Source organism: Bradyrhizobium sp., from assembly GCF_004799405.1.
Lineage (GTDB): Bacteria > Pseudomonadota > Alphaproteobacteria > Rhizobiales > Xanthobacteraceae > Bradyrhizobium.
In genome coordinates this window covers 47,889-62,556 of the sequence record NZ_SSMW01000073.1, presented here as the reverse complement: position 1 = coordinate 62,556, position 14,668 = coordinate 47,889, and the positions used below count along the sequence as shown (strand labels likewise).

General features: G+C 62.2%; 15 protein-coding genes. 7 read left to right on the top strand and 8 right to left on the bottom strand.

Features of this window, described 5'->3' with window-relative positions; genetic code table 11:
* Positions 1–160 (top strand): LysM peptidoglycan-binding domain-containing protein (locus E7813_RS11235; protein WP_363331169.1); only part of this gene is annotated, 160 nt, incomplete at its 5' end.
* Between the two features lie 257 nt (positions 161–417).
* Here E7813_RS11235 and E7813_RS11230 read toward each other — a convergent pair.
* The 5 genes from E7813_RS11230 to E7813_RS11210 form a co-directional block, all read right to left on the bottom strand.
* Positions 418–1,212, bottom strand: coding sequence for a CarD family transcriptional regulator (locus tag E7813_RS11230; RefSeq protein ID WP_291573790.1), 795 nt, complete (start codon positions 1,210–1,212; stop codon positions 418–420).
* Positions 1,213–1,626: 414 nt separating this feature from the next.
* Positions 1,627–1,965, bottom strand: a complete 339-nt coding sequence (gene fdxA / locus E7813_RS11225; protein ID WP_291573788.1) for a ferredoxin FdxA — start codon at positions 1,963–1,965, stop codon at positions 1,627–1,629.
* Between the two features lie 147 nt (positions 1,966–2,112).
* Entirely contained in the window at positions 2,113–2,382 is a 270-nt protein-coding gene (locus tag E7813_RS11220) for an RNA-binding S4 domain-containing protein (protein ID WP_291573787.1), read from the bottom strand.
* A gap of 21 nt (positions 2,383–2,403) precedes the next feature.
* On the bottom strand, positions 2,404–5,838 hold the full coding sequence (locus E7813_RS11215) for a helicase-related protein (protein WP_291573785.1): 3,435 nt from the start codon (positions 5,836–5,838) through the stop codon (positions 2,404–2,406).
* A 518-nt stretch (positions 5,839–6,356) separates the two neighbouring features.
* Positions 6,357–7,211 (bottom strand): DUF3108 domain-containing protein, encoded by an 855-nt coding sequence (locus E7813_RS11210; protein ID WP_291573782.1) that lies wholly within the window; start codon positions 7,209–7,211, stop codon positions 6,357–6,359.
* Positions 7,212–7,549: 338 nt separating this feature from the next.
* On the opposite strand from E7813_RS11210, the gene rpmB reads away from it, so the two are divergent.
* From rpmB to E7813_RS11185, 5 genes are all read left to right on the top strand, one after another.
* Positions 7,550–7,876: a 50S ribosomal protein L28 gene (gene rpmB, locus E7813_RS11205; protein ID WP_291573799.1), complete on the top strand. Its 327-nt coding sequence runs from the start codon at positions 7,550–7,552 to the stop codon at positions 7,874–7,876.
* Between the two features lie 196 nt (positions 7,877–8,072).
* Positions 8,073–8,573, top strand: a complete 501-nt coding sequence (gene tcmP, locus E7813_RS11200) for a three-Cys-motif partner protein TcmP (RefSeq protein WP_291573779.1) — start codon at positions 8,073–8,075, stop codon at positions 8,571–8,573.
* Positions 8,533–9,180 (top strand): three-Cys-motif partner protein TcmP, encoded by a 648-nt coding sequence (gene tcmP, locus E7813_RS11195; RefSeq protein ID WP_291573777.1) that lies wholly within the window; start codon positions 8,533–8,535, stop codon positions 9,178–9,180. Before tcmP (E7813_RS11200) ends, tcmP (E7813_RS11195) begins: the two co-directional genes overlap by 41 nt.
* The gene (locus E7813_RS11190) at positions 9,180–9,935 is read left to right on the top strand and encodes a DUF5131 family protein (protein ID WP_291573775.1); all 756 of its coding nucleotides are present in this window, start codon (positions 9,180–9,182) and stop codon (positions 9,933–9,935) included. The genes tcmP (E7813_RS11195) and E7813_RS11190 overlap by 1 nt, the downstream gene beginning before the upstream one ends.
* A gap of 65 nt (positions 9,936–10,000) precedes the next feature.
* Complete coding sequence (locus E7813_RS11185; RefSeq protein ID WP_291573773.1) at positions 10,001–10,525, top strand: hypothetical protein; 525 nt, start codon at positions 10,001–10,003, stop codon at positions 10,523–10,525.
* Between the two features lie 99 nt (positions 10,526–10,624).
* Here the strand turns inward: E7813_RS11185 and E7813_RS11180 are convergent, their stop codons facing one another.
* The gene (locus E7813_RS11180) at positions 10,625–10,828 is read right to left on the bottom strand and encodes a DUF1902 domain-containing protein (RefSeq protein ID WP_291573771.1); all 204 of its coding nucleotides are present in this window, start codon (positions 10,826–10,828) and stop codon (positions 10,625–10,627) included.
* Between the two features lie 182 nt (positions 10,829–11,010).
* Here E7813_RS11180 and aroQ point away from each other — a divergent pair, with 182 nt between their 5' ends.
* On the top strand, positions 11,011–11,451 hold the full coding sequence (aroQ, locus tag E7813_RS11175) for a type II 3-dehydroquinate dehydratase (protein WP_291573769.1): 441 nt from the start codon (positions 11,011–11,013) through the stop codon (positions 11,449–11,451).
* Positions 11,452–12,205: 754 nt separating this feature from the next.
* On the opposite strand, the gene E7813_RS11170 is transcribed toward aroQ, so the two are convergent.
* Both E7813_RS11170 and E7813_RS11165 read right to left on the bottom strand, forming a co-directional pair.
* On the bottom strand, positions 12,206–13,318 hold the full coding sequence (locus tag E7813_RS11170) for an NADH:flavin oxidoreductase/NADH oxidase (protein ID WP_291573767.1): 1,113 nt from the start codon (positions 13,316–13,318) through the stop codon (positions 12,206–12,208).
* Between the two features lie 294 nt (positions 13,319–13,612).
* Entirely contained in the window at positions 13,613–14,662 is a 1,050-nt protein-coding gene (locus E7813_RS11165) for an esterase-like activity of phytase family protein (protein ID WP_291573765.1), read from the bottom strand.
* Between the last annotated feature and the right edge of the window lie 6 nt (positions 14,663–14,668).

Sequence of the window (14,668 nt, the reverse complement as noted above, 5' to 3'; positions counted from 1 at the left end):
CATCAAGGTCATCACGGTGCAGCCCGGCGACACCGTGGAATCGCTGTCGCACCGCATGGCCGGCGTCGATCGCCCGACCGAGCGCTTTCGTGTCCTCAACGGGCTGGATGCGCATGCCCAAGTAAAAGCGCGCGACCGCGTCAAAATCGTGGTGGATTGACGCGGCGGGCTCACCTCCATCGTCGGTCCCGGCCTCCGGGCCGGAACCCATAGCCACCGTCGCCGGTGGTGAGATGAGGTATCGACCACCCCATCAAAACGAGAAATCACGCGGTATGGGTCCCCGCCTTCGCGGGGACGACGCGCTGATAGATTTCGCTAAACCACCAGACGCTAAATCACGGGCGACGTCCGCAAACAAAAAGCCCGGTCTGATCGACCGGGCTCTTGATTGTCCTGAAACCTGGTCGAACCCGCTTAGGCGGCTTCATCGGCTACCGCGGCATCGTCGCCATCGGCATCGGCTTCCGCCTCACCGTCGGCTCCGGCTTCGGTCTCGGTCTTGGCGCCGCGGCGCGGGCTCTTGGCGAGCTGGCCTTCGATTTCCTTGACCGCCTCGGTTTCCGTCACGTGCTGCACGACGGCGATTTCCCGCGACAGCCGATCGAGTGCTGCTTCATAGAGCTGGCGTTCGCTGTAGGACTGTTCGGGCTGCGATTCCGAGCGATAGAGATCGCGCACCACTTCGGCGATGGCGACGATGTCTCCGGAATTGATCTTGGCTTCATATTCCTGCGCCCGGCGCGACCACATCGTGCGCTTGACGCGGGCGCGGCCCTTCAGGGTTTCCAGCGCCCGCTTGACCAGCGCCGGCTCCGACAGCTTGCGCATGCCGACATTGGCGACCTTGGCGGTCGGCACCCGCAGCGTCATCTTGTCCTTCATGAAATTGATCACGAACAGCTCGAGCCTGGCGCCCGCGATCTCCTGGTCTTCGATCGCCAGGATCTGGCCGACGCCATGGGCGGGATAGACCACGAATTCGTTGGTCTTGAAGCCCTGACGCTGGGTCAGAACCTTCTTCGGTTCCTCGATGCGCGGGGCAGCGGCTGCGGGCTTGGCGGCCGGCTTGCCGGCGACGGCAGGCTTGTGCGCACCCGGTTTGGCGAGCGTTTTCGGAGCAGTCTTTGCAGAGGTCTTGGCGGCAACCTTCGAAGCAGGGGCTTTCGAACCGGTCGCTTTCGCGGCAGTTTTCGCAGTCTTGTTTGGCATTGCGCTTCTTTTGTTTTTTGAGGATTTGGCCGCCGAGGCCTTGGCGGCTTTCCGGGGGTCCTTGAGAGAAGCCCGGGCACGGCTTTTGGTTGCACTGCGGCTGGCCGCAGCGGCTTTTTTGGAACCCTTGGAAGCACTCTTTTTACGCGTTTTCTGTGACACAGCCTGCGCGCGGAACTGCCACGCCCCTGTTTGATGTTTTCACGGGAACCCTGAAGGCCAAAAGAAACGCTGGCCGGATTCGGCTTGGTAATGTGCCTAATATAGCACATTTTCCGCAAAAATCAATGATTTAGGGCCAATCCGGGGGATTTACCGGCGGTTTCGGCGATATCCCGGGATTAGGGTTAAGCCTCCTCGTGCGACCGGAGCAAAACGGCATCGGCGTTTCAGCCTGAAAAACGCCCGATCCGGTCAGTCGCCTTCGCCGGGCTTGGGCGAAAAATATAAATCGAATTTGCCTTCCTTCCCCTCGAAATCCTTGGCGTCGGCCGGGGATTCCTTTTTCTGGGTAATGTTCGGCCAGTTCTTGGCGTATTCGGTGTTCACTTCGAGCCATTTTTCCATGCCGGGCTCGGTATCCGGCTTGATGGCGTCGGCGGGGCATTCGGGCTCGCACACGCCGCAGTCGATGCATTCGTCGGGATGGATGACCAGCATGTTCTCGCCTTCGTAGAAGCAGTCCACGGGGCAGACTTCAACGCAATCGGTATATTTGCATTTGATGCAGGCTTCAGTGACGACGTAAGTCATCCAAAACTCCGGAAAGGGTGGCTCCGAAACGGGTCAATTTTGTGTGGTTTGCGTAGCGCAGGAACCCCGCTGCCGCAAGGGAAGCGCTGCGGTCCCGAAGGCCGTTTTCAAGCGGTTCTATGCTGCCTGATCCAACCGCTTAGATAGTTATTCCGGCCTGCCTTGCAAATCGTGGTAGAGCACGCGCGCGGCCGAGGCGTCGCCGCGGCGCTCGGCGAATCCGACCACTTTGAGGACCCGCACGGTGCGGTCGAGCCCGATCGTCAGCACGTCGCCGGCCTTGACCGAATGACCGGGCGCCTTTTCGCGCACGCCGTTGATGCGGACATGACCGGCCTCGACCAGTGCAGCGGCGCTGGCGCGGGCCTTGACCACCCGCGCATGCCACAGCCATTTGTCGAGACGCTGGCGCTCCAAATAACACCACTTCGGGGAGGATTAGCGATCCTTGCGGTTGGCGGTGAGCTGTTCCTTCAGCGCCGCCAGCTTGGCGAACGGCGAATTGGGATCGATCGGGCGCTCGCGTTCGCGCGGCGGCGCGCTCGAGGCATATTGCCGGTGCGACGGACCGCCCGAGCGGCTGTCACGGTCGCCTTTGTCGCGGCCGCCCTTGTCGCGCCCGCCACCGAATTTGCCCTTGTCCCTGTTGTCCCGGTGGTCGCGTCCCTTGGCGTCCTTGCCCTTGCCCTGAAAGCGCTCGCGCGGCGGACGGCCGCCTCTGTCTTCGCGTTTGTCTTCGCGGACCGGCGCGCCCTCGTTTGGCGCCGCAGCGGCGCCGGCTTCGACCGGCGCGTCGGTGCGGGGTTTGCGGAAATCCTTGTTGCGTTCGCGCCGTCCGCGTCCATGCCGCTCGCGTCTGGCTCCATCGGCGGCTTCGCCCGGACTGGCTGCTGCTGCACCTTCCTGCGCAACGCCTTCCTGCGGAGCACCTTCCTGTAGAGTCTTGGCGCGATCGTGATGGCGATGTCGGTTGCGATCGTGACGCGGCCGGCGCTCTTCCGACCGGCCGCCGGGCCGCCAGACTTCAATGAGTTCAGGCATCGCCGGCGTTTCGGGCGTCGTCGGCGTTTCAGCAACGGCTTCCGCCGCTGCGGCATCGCCGGTGACAGCCGTCTCCGTCGTGGCTTCAACGACGGGCTGTTGCTGTGGCACTTCAACGGACGGCGTTTCCTCCACGGCATCGGGCGCGGGCTGAGCTTCAACCGGCTCGGGCTGCGCCTCGACCTTGGCCGGCTCCTCTTCGCGCGCCGCCGCTGCGGTGGCATGGGCCGGCGCTTCGGACACAGCCTCTGCGGAAACCGCCTCCGCAGTGGTTTCAACCGGCGGCGTTTCAACAGATGTCTCGGTCACGGCTTCCGCAACGGTCTCTGCAGCCGGCGCTTCAACCACCGCCGGTTTCGGCGGCAGCGGTGTCCGCTTCTCCATGCGATAGCCCAGCGCGCGCAGGATCGAGGCAAAGTCCTCGCCGGCGGAGCCGGTCAGCGAGGTCATCGCCTGGGTGACGACAAAACCACGGCCATCGAACGCGCCTGCGGGTTTAGTGACGGGCGAGGCTTCGCGCCACGACAGGGCGGGACGAATGAGATCGGCCAGCCGCTCCAGGATATCGACCCGCACCGCGCGCTCGCCGCATTGCCGGTAGCCGAGCATGCGATAGGCGTCGCGGTCGAGCAGCCTGTCGACCGGAAACGAGGTGCGGCCCGAGCCAGCCAGGTGCTGCGCGCCCGACAGCGCCGCCATGTCGACATTGTCCTGCTTTTGCGCCCACAGCAACGCGGCCAGCGCGCGCGCCGCCGGCTTCAGCAGCGCCGGCACGTAGATATGATAGGCCCCGAACCGCACGCCGTATTTGCGCAAACTCGCCCGCGACGGCTGGTCGAGATCCTTCATCTCCGCCGCGATCTTCGATCGCTCCAGCACGCCGAGCGCCTCGATCAGTTGAAACGCGATGCCGCGCGCGATCCCGGTGATGTCCTCGGCCTTGGCGAGGTCGAACAGCGGCCCCAGCAACTTTTCGATATGCGTCTTCAGCCACAGCTCGAGCCGCGTTTGCACCGCTTCGCGCGGCGCGCCGGTCAGCCGCTCGTCGGAAATGATGCGCAGCCGCGGATGCAGCGCCTCGTCGGCCGCCACCAGTTTGGCCACCGCGTCGCCGGTCCAGCGGATGGTGCCGTCGGAGGTCAGCACGAACTGGTCGTCGGGGGCGGCGGCCAGTTTCTCGGCGCGGGCGTCGATCTCGCCGGCCAGCGCCTTTTGCGCGGTCGCCTGCAGGGCCTTGGCATCGGAGCCGGCTTCGGCCGCCTCGGGCGCGAAGGTAAAGCCGTCGAGGCGGCCGATCACATGGCCCTCGACAGTCACTTCGCCGGTCTTGCCGATTTCCGTATTCAACATGGTGTTTTCCCGCAGGCGGCGCATCAATACACTGGTACGGCGATCAACGAAACGCTCCGTGAGCCGTTCATGCAGCGCATCCGACAATTTATTTTCAATGTCGCGCGCGATTGCCTGCCAGTGCTCGGGGTCCGCCAGCCAGTCCGGGCGATTGGCGACGAAGGTCCAGGTCCGGATATGCGCGATCCGGCTCGACAGCGTGTCGATATCGCCGTCGGTGCGATCGGCCTGGTCGATCTGGGCGGCAAACCAGGCGTCGGGGATGCGTCCCTTGTTCATCAGGAAGCCGAACAGCGTGGTGACCAGTTCGGCATGGGCGGCGGGGGCGATCTTGCGGTAGTCCGGAATCTGGCAGGCGTCCCACAGCCGCTCCACGGCGGCCGCGCCATGCGCCATGTCGCGCACATCGGCGTCGCGGGCGGCGTGATCGAGCACGCGCAGGTCTTCGGCGATCGGCGCGCGGGTCAGCGCCTCGTGCGACGGCGCCTGCGCCAGCGACACCTGCAGCGCGCCCAGCGAGGAGAAATCCAGCTTGGAATTGCGCCATTGCAAGACCTTCACACTCTCGAAGGTGTGGTTCTGCAGCGCATTGACCAGTTCCGGCTCGAACGGCGCGCAGCGCCCGGTGGTGCCGAAGGTGCCGTCGCGGGTGGCGCGGCCGGCGCGCCCGGCGATCTGGGCGAATTCGGACGGGTTGAGCCGGCGGAACTGATAGCCGTCATATTTGCGGTCGGAGGCGAACGCGACATGGTCGACGTCGAGGTTGAGGCCCATGCCGACCGCATCGGTGGCCGCGAGATAATCCACGTCGCCGGACTGGAACATCGCCACCTGCGCGTTGCGGGTGCGCGGGCTGAGCGATCCCAGCACCACGGCGGCACCGCCATGCTGGCGTCTGATCAATTCGGCGATGGCGTAGACCTCATCGGCCGAAAACGCCACGATCGCGGTGCGCCGCGGCTGGCGGGTGATCTTGCGGTCGCCGGCAAATTCGAGTTGCGACAGCCTCGGTCGCGTGACGATGGAAGCGCCGGGCAACAGCCGCTCGATGATCGGCCGCATGGTGGCGGCACCGAGCAGCAGCGTCTCGTCGCGGCCGCGCCGGTGCAGGATGCGGTCGGTGAAGACATGGCCGCGTTCGAGATCGGCGGCGATCTGGATTTCATCGACCGCCAGAAACGACACGTCGAGATCCCTGGGCATCGCCTCCACGGTCGAGACCCAGAACCGCGCCTTCGGCGGCTTGATCTTTTCTTCGCCGGTGATCAGCGCGACGGCATCGACGCCAACGCGGTCGGCGATCTTGTTGTAGACCTCGCGCGCCAACAGCCGCAGCGGCAGGCCGATCACGCCCGAGGAATGCGCCAGCATCCGCTCGATGGCGAGATGAGTCTTGCCGGTGTTGGTGGGCCCGAGCACCGCGGTGACGCCGCTGCCGGGAGCCCGTTCATTGGCGAACGTGGACATAGAGGAGAAAGCCATGTTTTTCGGGGGTTTCTGCGTCGGAACTGTTTCACAATGCGACGCCTGCAAGGTCGCGGCTTAGCTTTAAGAACGGTTACGGAACGAATCGCGCCCGAATCGCTGACTCGACCCCACTCCTGTTACGTTCACCGCAACATCTCGCGTTGATGCCTGTGTCGCGGCACTAGATCAAGTTTGGCGCGGGCCGACAAGCCGGTGTTTTCGGGCGAATTCCTTAAGGTCTGCGGGATCGCGGAGTCGAATCAGAAGTGCGAGAGAGTCAAGCGGCGAGTAGCTCCGCGCGACAGTCCCGATGCCGCCACCCCTCTCCCCAACCCTCCCCCACAAGGGGGGAGGGAGCGATAGACCTTCACAGCCCGCGACAGTCATTTTCGACCTTCGACAGGCGCGCTCGAATTCTTGAGCACGCGATGAATGCCCGGCTCCCTCCCCCCTTGTGGGGGAGGGTTGGGGTGGGGGGTAGCCGCAAGCGAGCTGTTTCGGTGAGCCCTCGCGAATCCCGAATGCAAATGCCCTCACTGTGTCTTGGCGGGCGCGTGGGCTGTGGCCGTGGTGACGAACTGGGTCGCTTCCAGCACGCCGTTGCCGAGCGGGGTCGGAATCACCATCCGGTACGGGACCAGCACCCGGGTGCCGGCGATCGGCGCAAACGCGATCTCGATGTGGCGCTGGGCGGCGAGATATTTGATCACCGCGCGGTCGGGGATGTAGCCGGCGACCGGCGAAAAATACACCGCGCAGACGATCACCGGGCCCTGATAGCCCTTTTCGGACCGGACGGTTTCCATGCGCTTGAAGTCGAGCTTGAGGTCGTAACGCATCCGGCCGTCGAAGATAGGAATGCTGGTGCGGCAGGTATCGGGGGTGAGCAGTTCGCCGTTGCCGGGCACCCGCAGCAGCGAGCCGGTCATCGGGTCATTGACGCCGCGGCGATGCGCCTCGGTGATCGGAATCCGGTCGAGGTCGACCGGCGGCACCGGCTCGATGCCGTATTCCCTGATATTGCCGTTCGACAGCACCATGTGCACGGTTTCGGATTTCTTCGAGGTGGTGGTGGAGGCGGAATAGTTGGTCGGCGCCAGCGCGCCGTTGACGACGCGGCCCTGCGAGGCGCCGGTGCCGGAGCCGCCGGCGAAGGTTTTCAGCAGTCCCGAGGTGCCGCCGGTGGCAGCCGCCGAAAACTGGTCTTCCGCGATGTCGATGGTCCAGGCGCCCTTGCCGACGGGGATGCCCGCCAGCGTCGCCTCATAGCGCGCCTCGAGCCTGCCTTGCGCCGATGCGGCCTGCGGGGCCGCAAGCCACAGTAAGGCGCCCGCGCACAGGGCGCCCAACGCCCGCAGCGCCGCTTGAGCCAGCCGGGGCGAAATCATGGTTTGCGTGTTCACTGGAGGGACGGTCCTGCAGGTGGCGCGGTAAAGTGTCATTTAAGCCGGAAAACGCGGTAAGCAACGGATGCGCGCGCTTTTCGGGCAAATCCCAGGCCGACGCCGCCGGAACCGCATCATGTCGGCGGCGAATACGCCGTTTATATGATGCCCAAAGCCCGCGGAAATCTCTGGCAAACCGGCCCTTTCCGGCCCCGCCCACGCTGCCCAAAACCTTGACGCCCCGCCGCTCGCCCCCTATACGTCCGCCGTTCCCAGGATGGACCAAAGATTTAGAACCCCCGAGGGGCGAAAGCCCGGGGATGGCAGAGGATTTATTCAAGATGTCGCGGCGCTGCGAACTGACGGCCAAGGGCCCGCAGGTGGGCCACCGGGTGAGCCACTCCAATATCAAGACCAAGCGCCGGTTCCTGCCGAACCTGTGCAACGTCACCTTCATTTCGGATGCGCTCGGCCGCAACGTGCGCCTGCGCGTCTCGACCAACGCCATCAAGAGCGTCGATCACCGCGGCGGCCTCGACGCGTTCCTACTCAAGGCCAAGGCGATTGAGCTATCGCCCCGCGCGCTGGAGCTGAAGCGCCAGATCGAGAAGAAGACGCCAAAGACCGCGTTCGTGAAGAAGCCCGAGCGCGTGAAGAAGGCGGGCTGAGCGGTTCGCGTTTAACGGGTTAGCGGTTGAGAGTTTTGGATGGCCGGGTCGAAAGACCCGGCTGTTTTTGTTTTGGGGGGCAGGGTGTTCAAGACTCGCGACGTCTCACGGCTGAAATCGCTGCTATCAACATAAACGCCATGGTAGAAGATTTGACCTACGATCCGCAAAGCGTGTTTGGAGGTTCAATCGCGAGATGCCGGGCGAGTTTTTTGCGGAACGGGCGGATCAATCAGAGGTCAAAGCTTTAATCGTTAGTCAATACTTTGATATTTGGTCAAAGATTATAGCCCCGAACACGATGCTGTCAGACGGCAAGCTGGCGTATATCGACTTGTTCGCCGGACCTGGGCGCTACGAGGATGGTTCAGCTTCCACTCCTCTAATGGTGCTTGAGAAGGCTGTCGCAAACCCAAAGGTCAGTGCAGGTCTGGTTAGCATCTTCAACGACAAAGACAGCAACCACACGCGGACTCTGCGAGCAGAAATAGATGCCATGGCTGGCAGATCAAATCTGAAACACGATCCTCAAATCAACGAAGGTGAAGTAGGCTTTTCGGTTGCCGATTACTTTGAGAGTGTGAGGCTCATACCGACATTTTCTTTCATTGACCCGTTTGGGTACAAGGGCCTGTCGTGGGCTCTCGTCAGAGAGCGTGATCAAAGACTGGGGGAGCGACTGCGTCTTTTTCTTTAATTACTCGCGCATTAACGCCGGTATCAACAACCCTGTTGTCGACGAACATATGGAGGCGCTCTTCGGTAAGGACAATTTAGAGCATCTGCGGGCGGCACTAAACGCCTCTCAAGCCAATCGTGAAGGCGTGATAATGGAGCATTTGAAAAGCGCTATGATCGACGCGGGCGCCAAGCATGTGCTGATCTTTCGCTTTCGCAACGAAAATAATACTCGAACGACGCACTACCTCGTTTTCGTTACAAAGCATCCTACGGGCTACGAGCTGATGAAAGAAATAATGGCCACACATAGCTCATACACAGACCAAGGCGTTCCAAGTTACGAATATGCGCCGTCCATGGAAGGCGCGTCCCAACTGTTCGAAGACGCCCTAGATAATCTGGAAGACCGGTTAGTGACAGAATTCGCTGGTCGATCCCTCACGATGGTTGATCTTTATCATCGGCACAACATCGAAAAACCATTCATCAAGAAGAACTATAAAGATGCTCTGGGCAATTTGCTCGCAGCCAATCGCGTCGTTACAGACCGCGTTCCAAGGGCTGGCACTTTCGCTGACGGTATTGTTGTCACTTTTCCGATCAAGCCGGTAGGAAGAATTTAATGGCCGAATCTTCAAACATCGAATGGACCGAAGCCACCTGGAACCCAATCACTGGCTGCGCAGTACTCTCGCCCGGCTGCACCAATTGTTACGCCATGAGAATGGCTAAACGCTTGGAAGCAATGGGACAAGAAAAGTACAAGGGCACCACTCGTATTTCTGGAGGGCGACCTAAGTGGACAGGTAAGCTCAAAGTCGATCATGCATCGCTTGAACTTCCCATGCGTTGGAAACGTGGGAGGCGAATTTTCGTGAACAGTATGTCCGATCTATTCCACGACGACGTGCCTTTGGACTTTATTCAGCAGGTGTTTGACGTGATGGTGCGGACGCCTCGTCACACTTACCAGGTCCTGACTAAACGCGCGGAGCGGCTTTCCGAGCTAGAGGGTAAACTCCGATGGGCGCCCAACATATGGATGGGCGTTAGTGTTGAAACCGAAGATTACTGGTGGCGCGTGGATCATCTGAGGCGCGTCGGCGCGCAGGTGCGCTTCGTTAGTCTAGAGCCACTCCTAGGACCACTAACGACCCTCGATTTCCGCGGTATCCATTGGGCAATTGCCGGGGGGGAAAGCGGACCTCATGCTAGGCCGGTCGTTGGAGAATGGGTTCGCGATATTCGAGACGCTTGCGTCGAACAGGGAGTAGCGTTCCACTTCAAACAGTGGGGTGGCGCCAACAAGAAGCGTAGCGGACGTATCCTTGATGATCGTACATGGGACGACTTGCCTAGGCCAGGTCAAGCGGCCTGATCGCGAGTTGGTCGTTGGTGTCGAACTGAAGATCTGCGAAATGTTAGTTACGATTGGAGCAGACGATGAGCACAACCTTCGTGGGACTTCTTGAGACTGACCCATGCGCCTTAGTCGACTTCGAAAAGATGAGATTTGAGCTTGCGTGGCGTCATTTTGACCTACATGCCCGCCAACGGACGACGATGTTTCATTTTTTCATCCTCCTGGTACCTTTTCTTTTCGGCGGATGCTTTATCTTATTCAGGGAACGCGAGGTTGTGGGGTCATTCCCTGCAATCGTGGCTGCTGGTGCTGGTGCGTTGCTCGCTGTTATCTTCTCGCTGCTCGATTTGCGAAATAAGCAACTCTACCGCGTAAGCAAAGAGGCGCTGGTCCTCATCGAAGAACAGTTTCTTTTCGCTCCATACCGGCCTCTCAAAGAATTCGGTTCAGACTATCCGGGTGTCTTCACGACTGAAGCCCGACGATATGGCAACAACAATCTTATCAAACACAGTTTGCTGATGGGGGGGTGTGTACTGGCTGACTTTCGCCCTGTTCTTAGTCTTGGCGAGCTACTTTCTTGGGGTGTGGCAAGGTTGCATTAAATTACCGATGCCGAGCACCCTATCGTCTGGAGTGCTCGGGCGTTAGTCGAAGATACGCTTGTGGGAAATACAAACCGGATATCGCTTCGACCATCCGAGCTACGCGATCTGGAGGAACAACGATTCCGGCGCGACATCCGGATGATTGTCCGGCAACAGGTCGAGCGCCATGGCGGAAATCTTTTTCAGCAATTCGTCGAGCGTCGGCGCGGCGGCGGCAGCCGTATCGTCGCAATGGCCGCTCCAGACCGAGGCTTCCCGATCCCAGGCTGCGGAAATCGTGAAAATGACAGGTTTGGACATCGCCGCTCCGTTGCTTGTCGCGAGGTGCCTCAGGGCGTGCGCAGGCATTTGCCTATCATATTACAAATCAGACCGGGCGTCCTCCGGATTGCACTGCGCTCCATCCGGGCTACGATGCTGAGGCCGCCCCGGTGCGTTACCGGGTCCGAAAATAACAACTAGCGCAACCCGGAGAACCCCCCATGAAACGCCTGATGATCCTGAACGGTCCCAACCTCAACCTCTTGGGGGTGCGGGAGCCGCACATCTACGGCACCACCACGCTGAAGCAGATCGAGGAGAACTGCGCGCATCATGCGGCGGGGCTGGGCTTCGAGCTCACCTTCCGCCAGTCCAACCATGAGGGCGAGCTGGTCGACCTGATCCAGTCGGCGCGGCAGGACGCCGACGCCATCATCATCAATCCGGCCGCCTATTCCTTCACCTCGATCGCGATCGTCGACGCCATCAAGGCGTTCGAGGGGCCGGTGCTGGAAGTGCACATCTCCAACATCCACGCGCGCGACGAGCATCACCGGGATTCCAAGATCTCGCACGCGGCCACCGCCGTGATCTGCGGCCTCGGGCCGTACGGTTATATCGCGGCGATGCACGCGCTGGCGCAGATGCCGAAGAAGGTCTGAATTTTTTAGGACTTGCGCGCTGTGTGACTACCCGACGGGCAAATCAGCGAAAAGGCCGTCAAGCCTTGGCCGCAAAGATATTCTGATTTTCAGCAATAGCGAATCAGGCGTATAGCTTTTCCGTCCCGCCCACAGAGGGGCGTTGCGCAACGTCATCAACGCGCGGCGGGATGCGGTGGACGCGTGAGTGCCGTGGACGAACGGCACCGGCGCGGACGGCGAAGTCGTGTGGTCCTGACACCCCGACGCTGGTGTCAAGTTTGCGAAAGGCGACTTTCGCAGATGACGGTGGCAACAAAGCCCGGTCACCGGGGAGAGCGCGAAATAAGCCGTAAAACCATTGTGCGGGGAATGCCGGGTTTTCCGGCGTGACCGTGGTGACTTTGCTGGCAAGGCTTGTTTTTTCTGCCCTGCCAGGCTGCGGGCGCGTTGGGCGCCCGGCATTCCCTGCGCCCTCACTTTCGAGGGCAAGGAATTTTCCAGCAAAACTTCGCGCAATGCATGCGGCGAGATCGCGAAGTCTTGCCTGTGAGCGATGCTGCCGGCTTAACCTCGCCCCGCCTGCGGGGAGAGGTCGGAGACGCAGCGAAGCGAAGTCTCCGGGTGAGGGGGACTATCCGCGAGTCCGTGTCTGTCGAAAGTCCCCCTCACCCGGCGCTACGCGCCGACCTCTCCCCGCAGGCGGGGCGAGGTGAAGAACGATGCCGCTGTTTGAAATTCGAATCCGAACGCGCGTCACTCACAGCGCCGCCCCTCACCTCGCCCCGAACGTCGTCGTGCCGAACAGGTCCTTCTGCTCGTGCGGCGGGGCGCGCCAGTAGGCGGGCGGGGCTTCGACATGGCCGCCGAGCGCGGCGGCGGCATGCCAGCCCCAGCGCGGGTCGTAGAGCATGCCGCGGGCGAGCGCGACCATGTCGGCTTTTGCCGATGCCACGATGTCTTCGGCCTGCTTCGCCTCGGTGATGAGGCCGACCGCCATGGTGGTGACGCCGGTGGCTTGCTTGATGGCGTGGGCCAGCGGCACCTGGTAGCCGGGGCCGAGCGGGATCTTCTGCAGCGGCGACACGCCGCCGGAGGACGTGTCGATCCAGTCGACGCCGCGCTTTTTCAATTCGTGCGCGAATTCGATGGTCTGCGCGATGTCCCAGCCGCCATCGACCCAGTCGGTCGCCGACACCTTGATGCCGACGGGCTTGGTCTTCGGGAACGCCGCGCGGATGGCGTCGAACACCTCCAGCGGATAGCGCATCCGGTTTTGCAGGCTCCCGCCATATTGATCGGTGCGCCTGTTGGAGATCGGCGACAGGAACTGATGCAAGAGATAGCCGTGCGCGCAGTGAAGTTCGAGGCCGTCGAGGCCGAGCCGCTCGGCGCGTTTGGCGGTCGCAACGAACGCGTCGCGCACGCGCGCGAGACCCGCACCATCGAACGCCACCGGCGGCGCCTCGCCTTCCTTGTGCGGCACCGCGGAAGGCCCCTCCGCCTGCCAGCCGCCTTGCGATATCGGAATCAATTGCCCGCCATCCCAGGGCGTGTGGCTGGAGGCTTTGCGCCCCGCGTGCGCGAGCTGCATGATCACGGCGGTGTGCGAATGCTTGCGCACCGAGGCGACGATCGGCTTCAGCGCGGCTTCGGTGGCGTCGTTCCACAGCCCGAGGCATCCCGGCGTGATGCGGCCGACCGCTTCCACTGCGGTGGCCTCGATGCAGAACATCGCCGCCCCCGACAGCGCCAGCGTGTTGATATGGGTGAAGTGCCAGTCATTGGCCTCGCCGTTGACAGCCGAATACTGGCACATCGGCGCCACCATGATGCGGTTGGCAAGCGCTAGATCACGCAATTGAACCGGAGAAAACAGGGCGCTCATGGGGATGTCCGGGTGGGAGGGAGGATTGACTGTTCTATACCGCTCTCTTCGGGAGAGGTCGAATTCGAAGGCGAAGTAAATTCAGGAGGGACATCCCGGATTCTTCAGCTCTCCCCTTGTGGGAGAGGTCGGATCGCATCGACAGATGCGATCCGGGTGAGGGGTCACGGACTATCGATAGACCGGAACCCCTCACCCCAACCCTCTAAGAGCGAGCTTCGCTCGTCTCGGCCCACAAGGGGAGAGGGAGCTCACCGTCGTCGTGTCTGGCAGCAAGAAATCATCTTCGACAACTCACTCCACCAGCGTGAATTGCAGCAGGAGGGTGCGCTGGATCATCGAGAAATTGTCGTCCGAGACCATCGTCAGCACGGTGTCTCCCTCCGGGGTGACGTGGGCGTCGATGCCTTCCATGTTGTCGATCTCGTCGCCGAGATCGGCCTCGAAGATGGCGGGGCCGTCGACCGTCACGTTCGGCATCACCGATTTGAGCGGGATGCGGCGGATGCGGATGCCGATGCCGGAGAGCCAGGAAAACTTCCGCTCCAGGATCAACAGGTCGCCCGAGGGCAGCAGCACCGCGTCGCTGATGTCGAACTTGTCGGTGCGGCGAATGGCGAACTGGCCGGGCGTCCTGCCGCCGACCAGAAAGGCGATCAGGTTGCCCTCGGCATCGAGCCCGCGTTCGGACATCGCGATCAGCGTGCCGGCCAGCGGCAGGCCCTTCGGCACCATCACCAGCGCTTCCAGCCCCTTGTTGAACGGCAGCTTGCGCACCGCCGGCGGCATCGGCACCTCTTCGGCCGACGCGCGCGTCGAGCCCTTGCTGAAATCGAAACGCAGCACCTTGTTGACGCGCTCGAGGCCGATATAGACCTGCTGCCCGTCGAGCGCGATCGACTCCGAATCGAACCAGCCGCGGCTGGTGATCGGCTTGCCGTCGGGTCCCAGCATTGGCGAAGCCTCGACGTCGGCAAGCCCGGTCATGCTGCGGCCCTGATAGACGATGCGGCCGGTGAACCAGGTGCCCTTGTCGCTGAAGGAGATGAAGCGTTCGCCCCTGGCGTCGAACCGCAGTCCCGACAGCCCGCCGAAGGCACGAAAGCTCGAGGTCAGAACCAGCCCGCTGCGAAATTCCAGCGAACCGAAGCGGACGCGGTCGTGGTCGCTGTTGTCGAACCAGGCGATCGGGCGGGCGTGGACCTCGATCGCAACAGGCGCGGGAACGGAGAACTCATCCGGCGGCAGCGGCTTCGGCACCTGCGCGCGCGAGGCGACCGCAACTACCGAAAGTCCCGCCGCCGTGGATGCGAGAAAGCGGCGGCGGGTGAGACGCGCGGGCATGGAGGT

Bases quoted from the DNA above. Each gene is read 5' to 3' on its own strand.
- E7813_RS11165 (WP_291573765.1), bottom strand. From the start codon at position 14,662: ATGCCCGCGCGTCTCACCCGCCGCCGCTTTCTCGCATCCACGGCGGCG.
- E7813_RS11210 (WP_291573782.1), bottom strand. From the start codon at position 7,211: ATGATTTCGCCCCGGCTGGCTCAAGCGGCGCTGCGGGCGTTGGGCGCC.
- rpmB (WP_291573799.1), top strand. From the start codon at position 7,550: ATGTCGCGGCGCTGCGAACTGACGGCCAAGGGCCCGCAGGTGGGCCAC.
- tcmP (WP_291573779.1), top strand. From the start codon at position 8,073: ATGCCGGGCGAGTTTTTTGCGGAACGGGCGGATCAATCAGAGGTCAAA.
- fdxA (WP_291573788.1), bottom strand. From the start codon at position 1,965: ATGACTTACGTCGTCACTGAAGCCTGCATCAAATGCAAATATACCGAT.
- E7813_RS11215 (WP_291573785.1), bottom strand. From the start codon at position 5,838: ATGGCTTTCTCCTCTATGTCCACGTTCGCCAATGAACGGGCTCCCGGC.
- E7813_RS11230 (WP_291573790.1), bottom strand. From the start codon at position 1,212: ATGCCAAACAAGACTGCGAAAACTGCCGCGAAAGCGACCGGTTCGAAA.
- E7813_RS11170 (WP_291573767.1), bottom strand. From the start codon at position 13,318: ATGAGCGCCCTGTTTTCTCCGGTTCAATTGCGTGATCTAGCGCTTGCC.
- E7813_RS11190 (WP_291573775.1), top strand. From the start codon at position 9,180: ATGGCCGAATCTTCAAACATCGAATGGACCGAAGCCACCTGGAACCCA.
- E7813_RS11180 (WP_291573771.1), bottom strand. From the start codon at position 10,828: ATGTCCAAACCTGTCATTTTCACGATTTCCGCAGCCTGGGATCGGGAA.
- E7813_RS11185 (WP_291573773.1), top strand. From the start codon at position 10,001: ATGAGCACAACCTTCGTGGGACTTCTTGAGACTGACCCATGCGCCTTA.
- aroQ (WP_291573769.1), top strand. From the start codon at position 11,011: ATGAAACGCCTGATGATCCTGAACGGTCCCAACCTCAACCTCTTGGGG.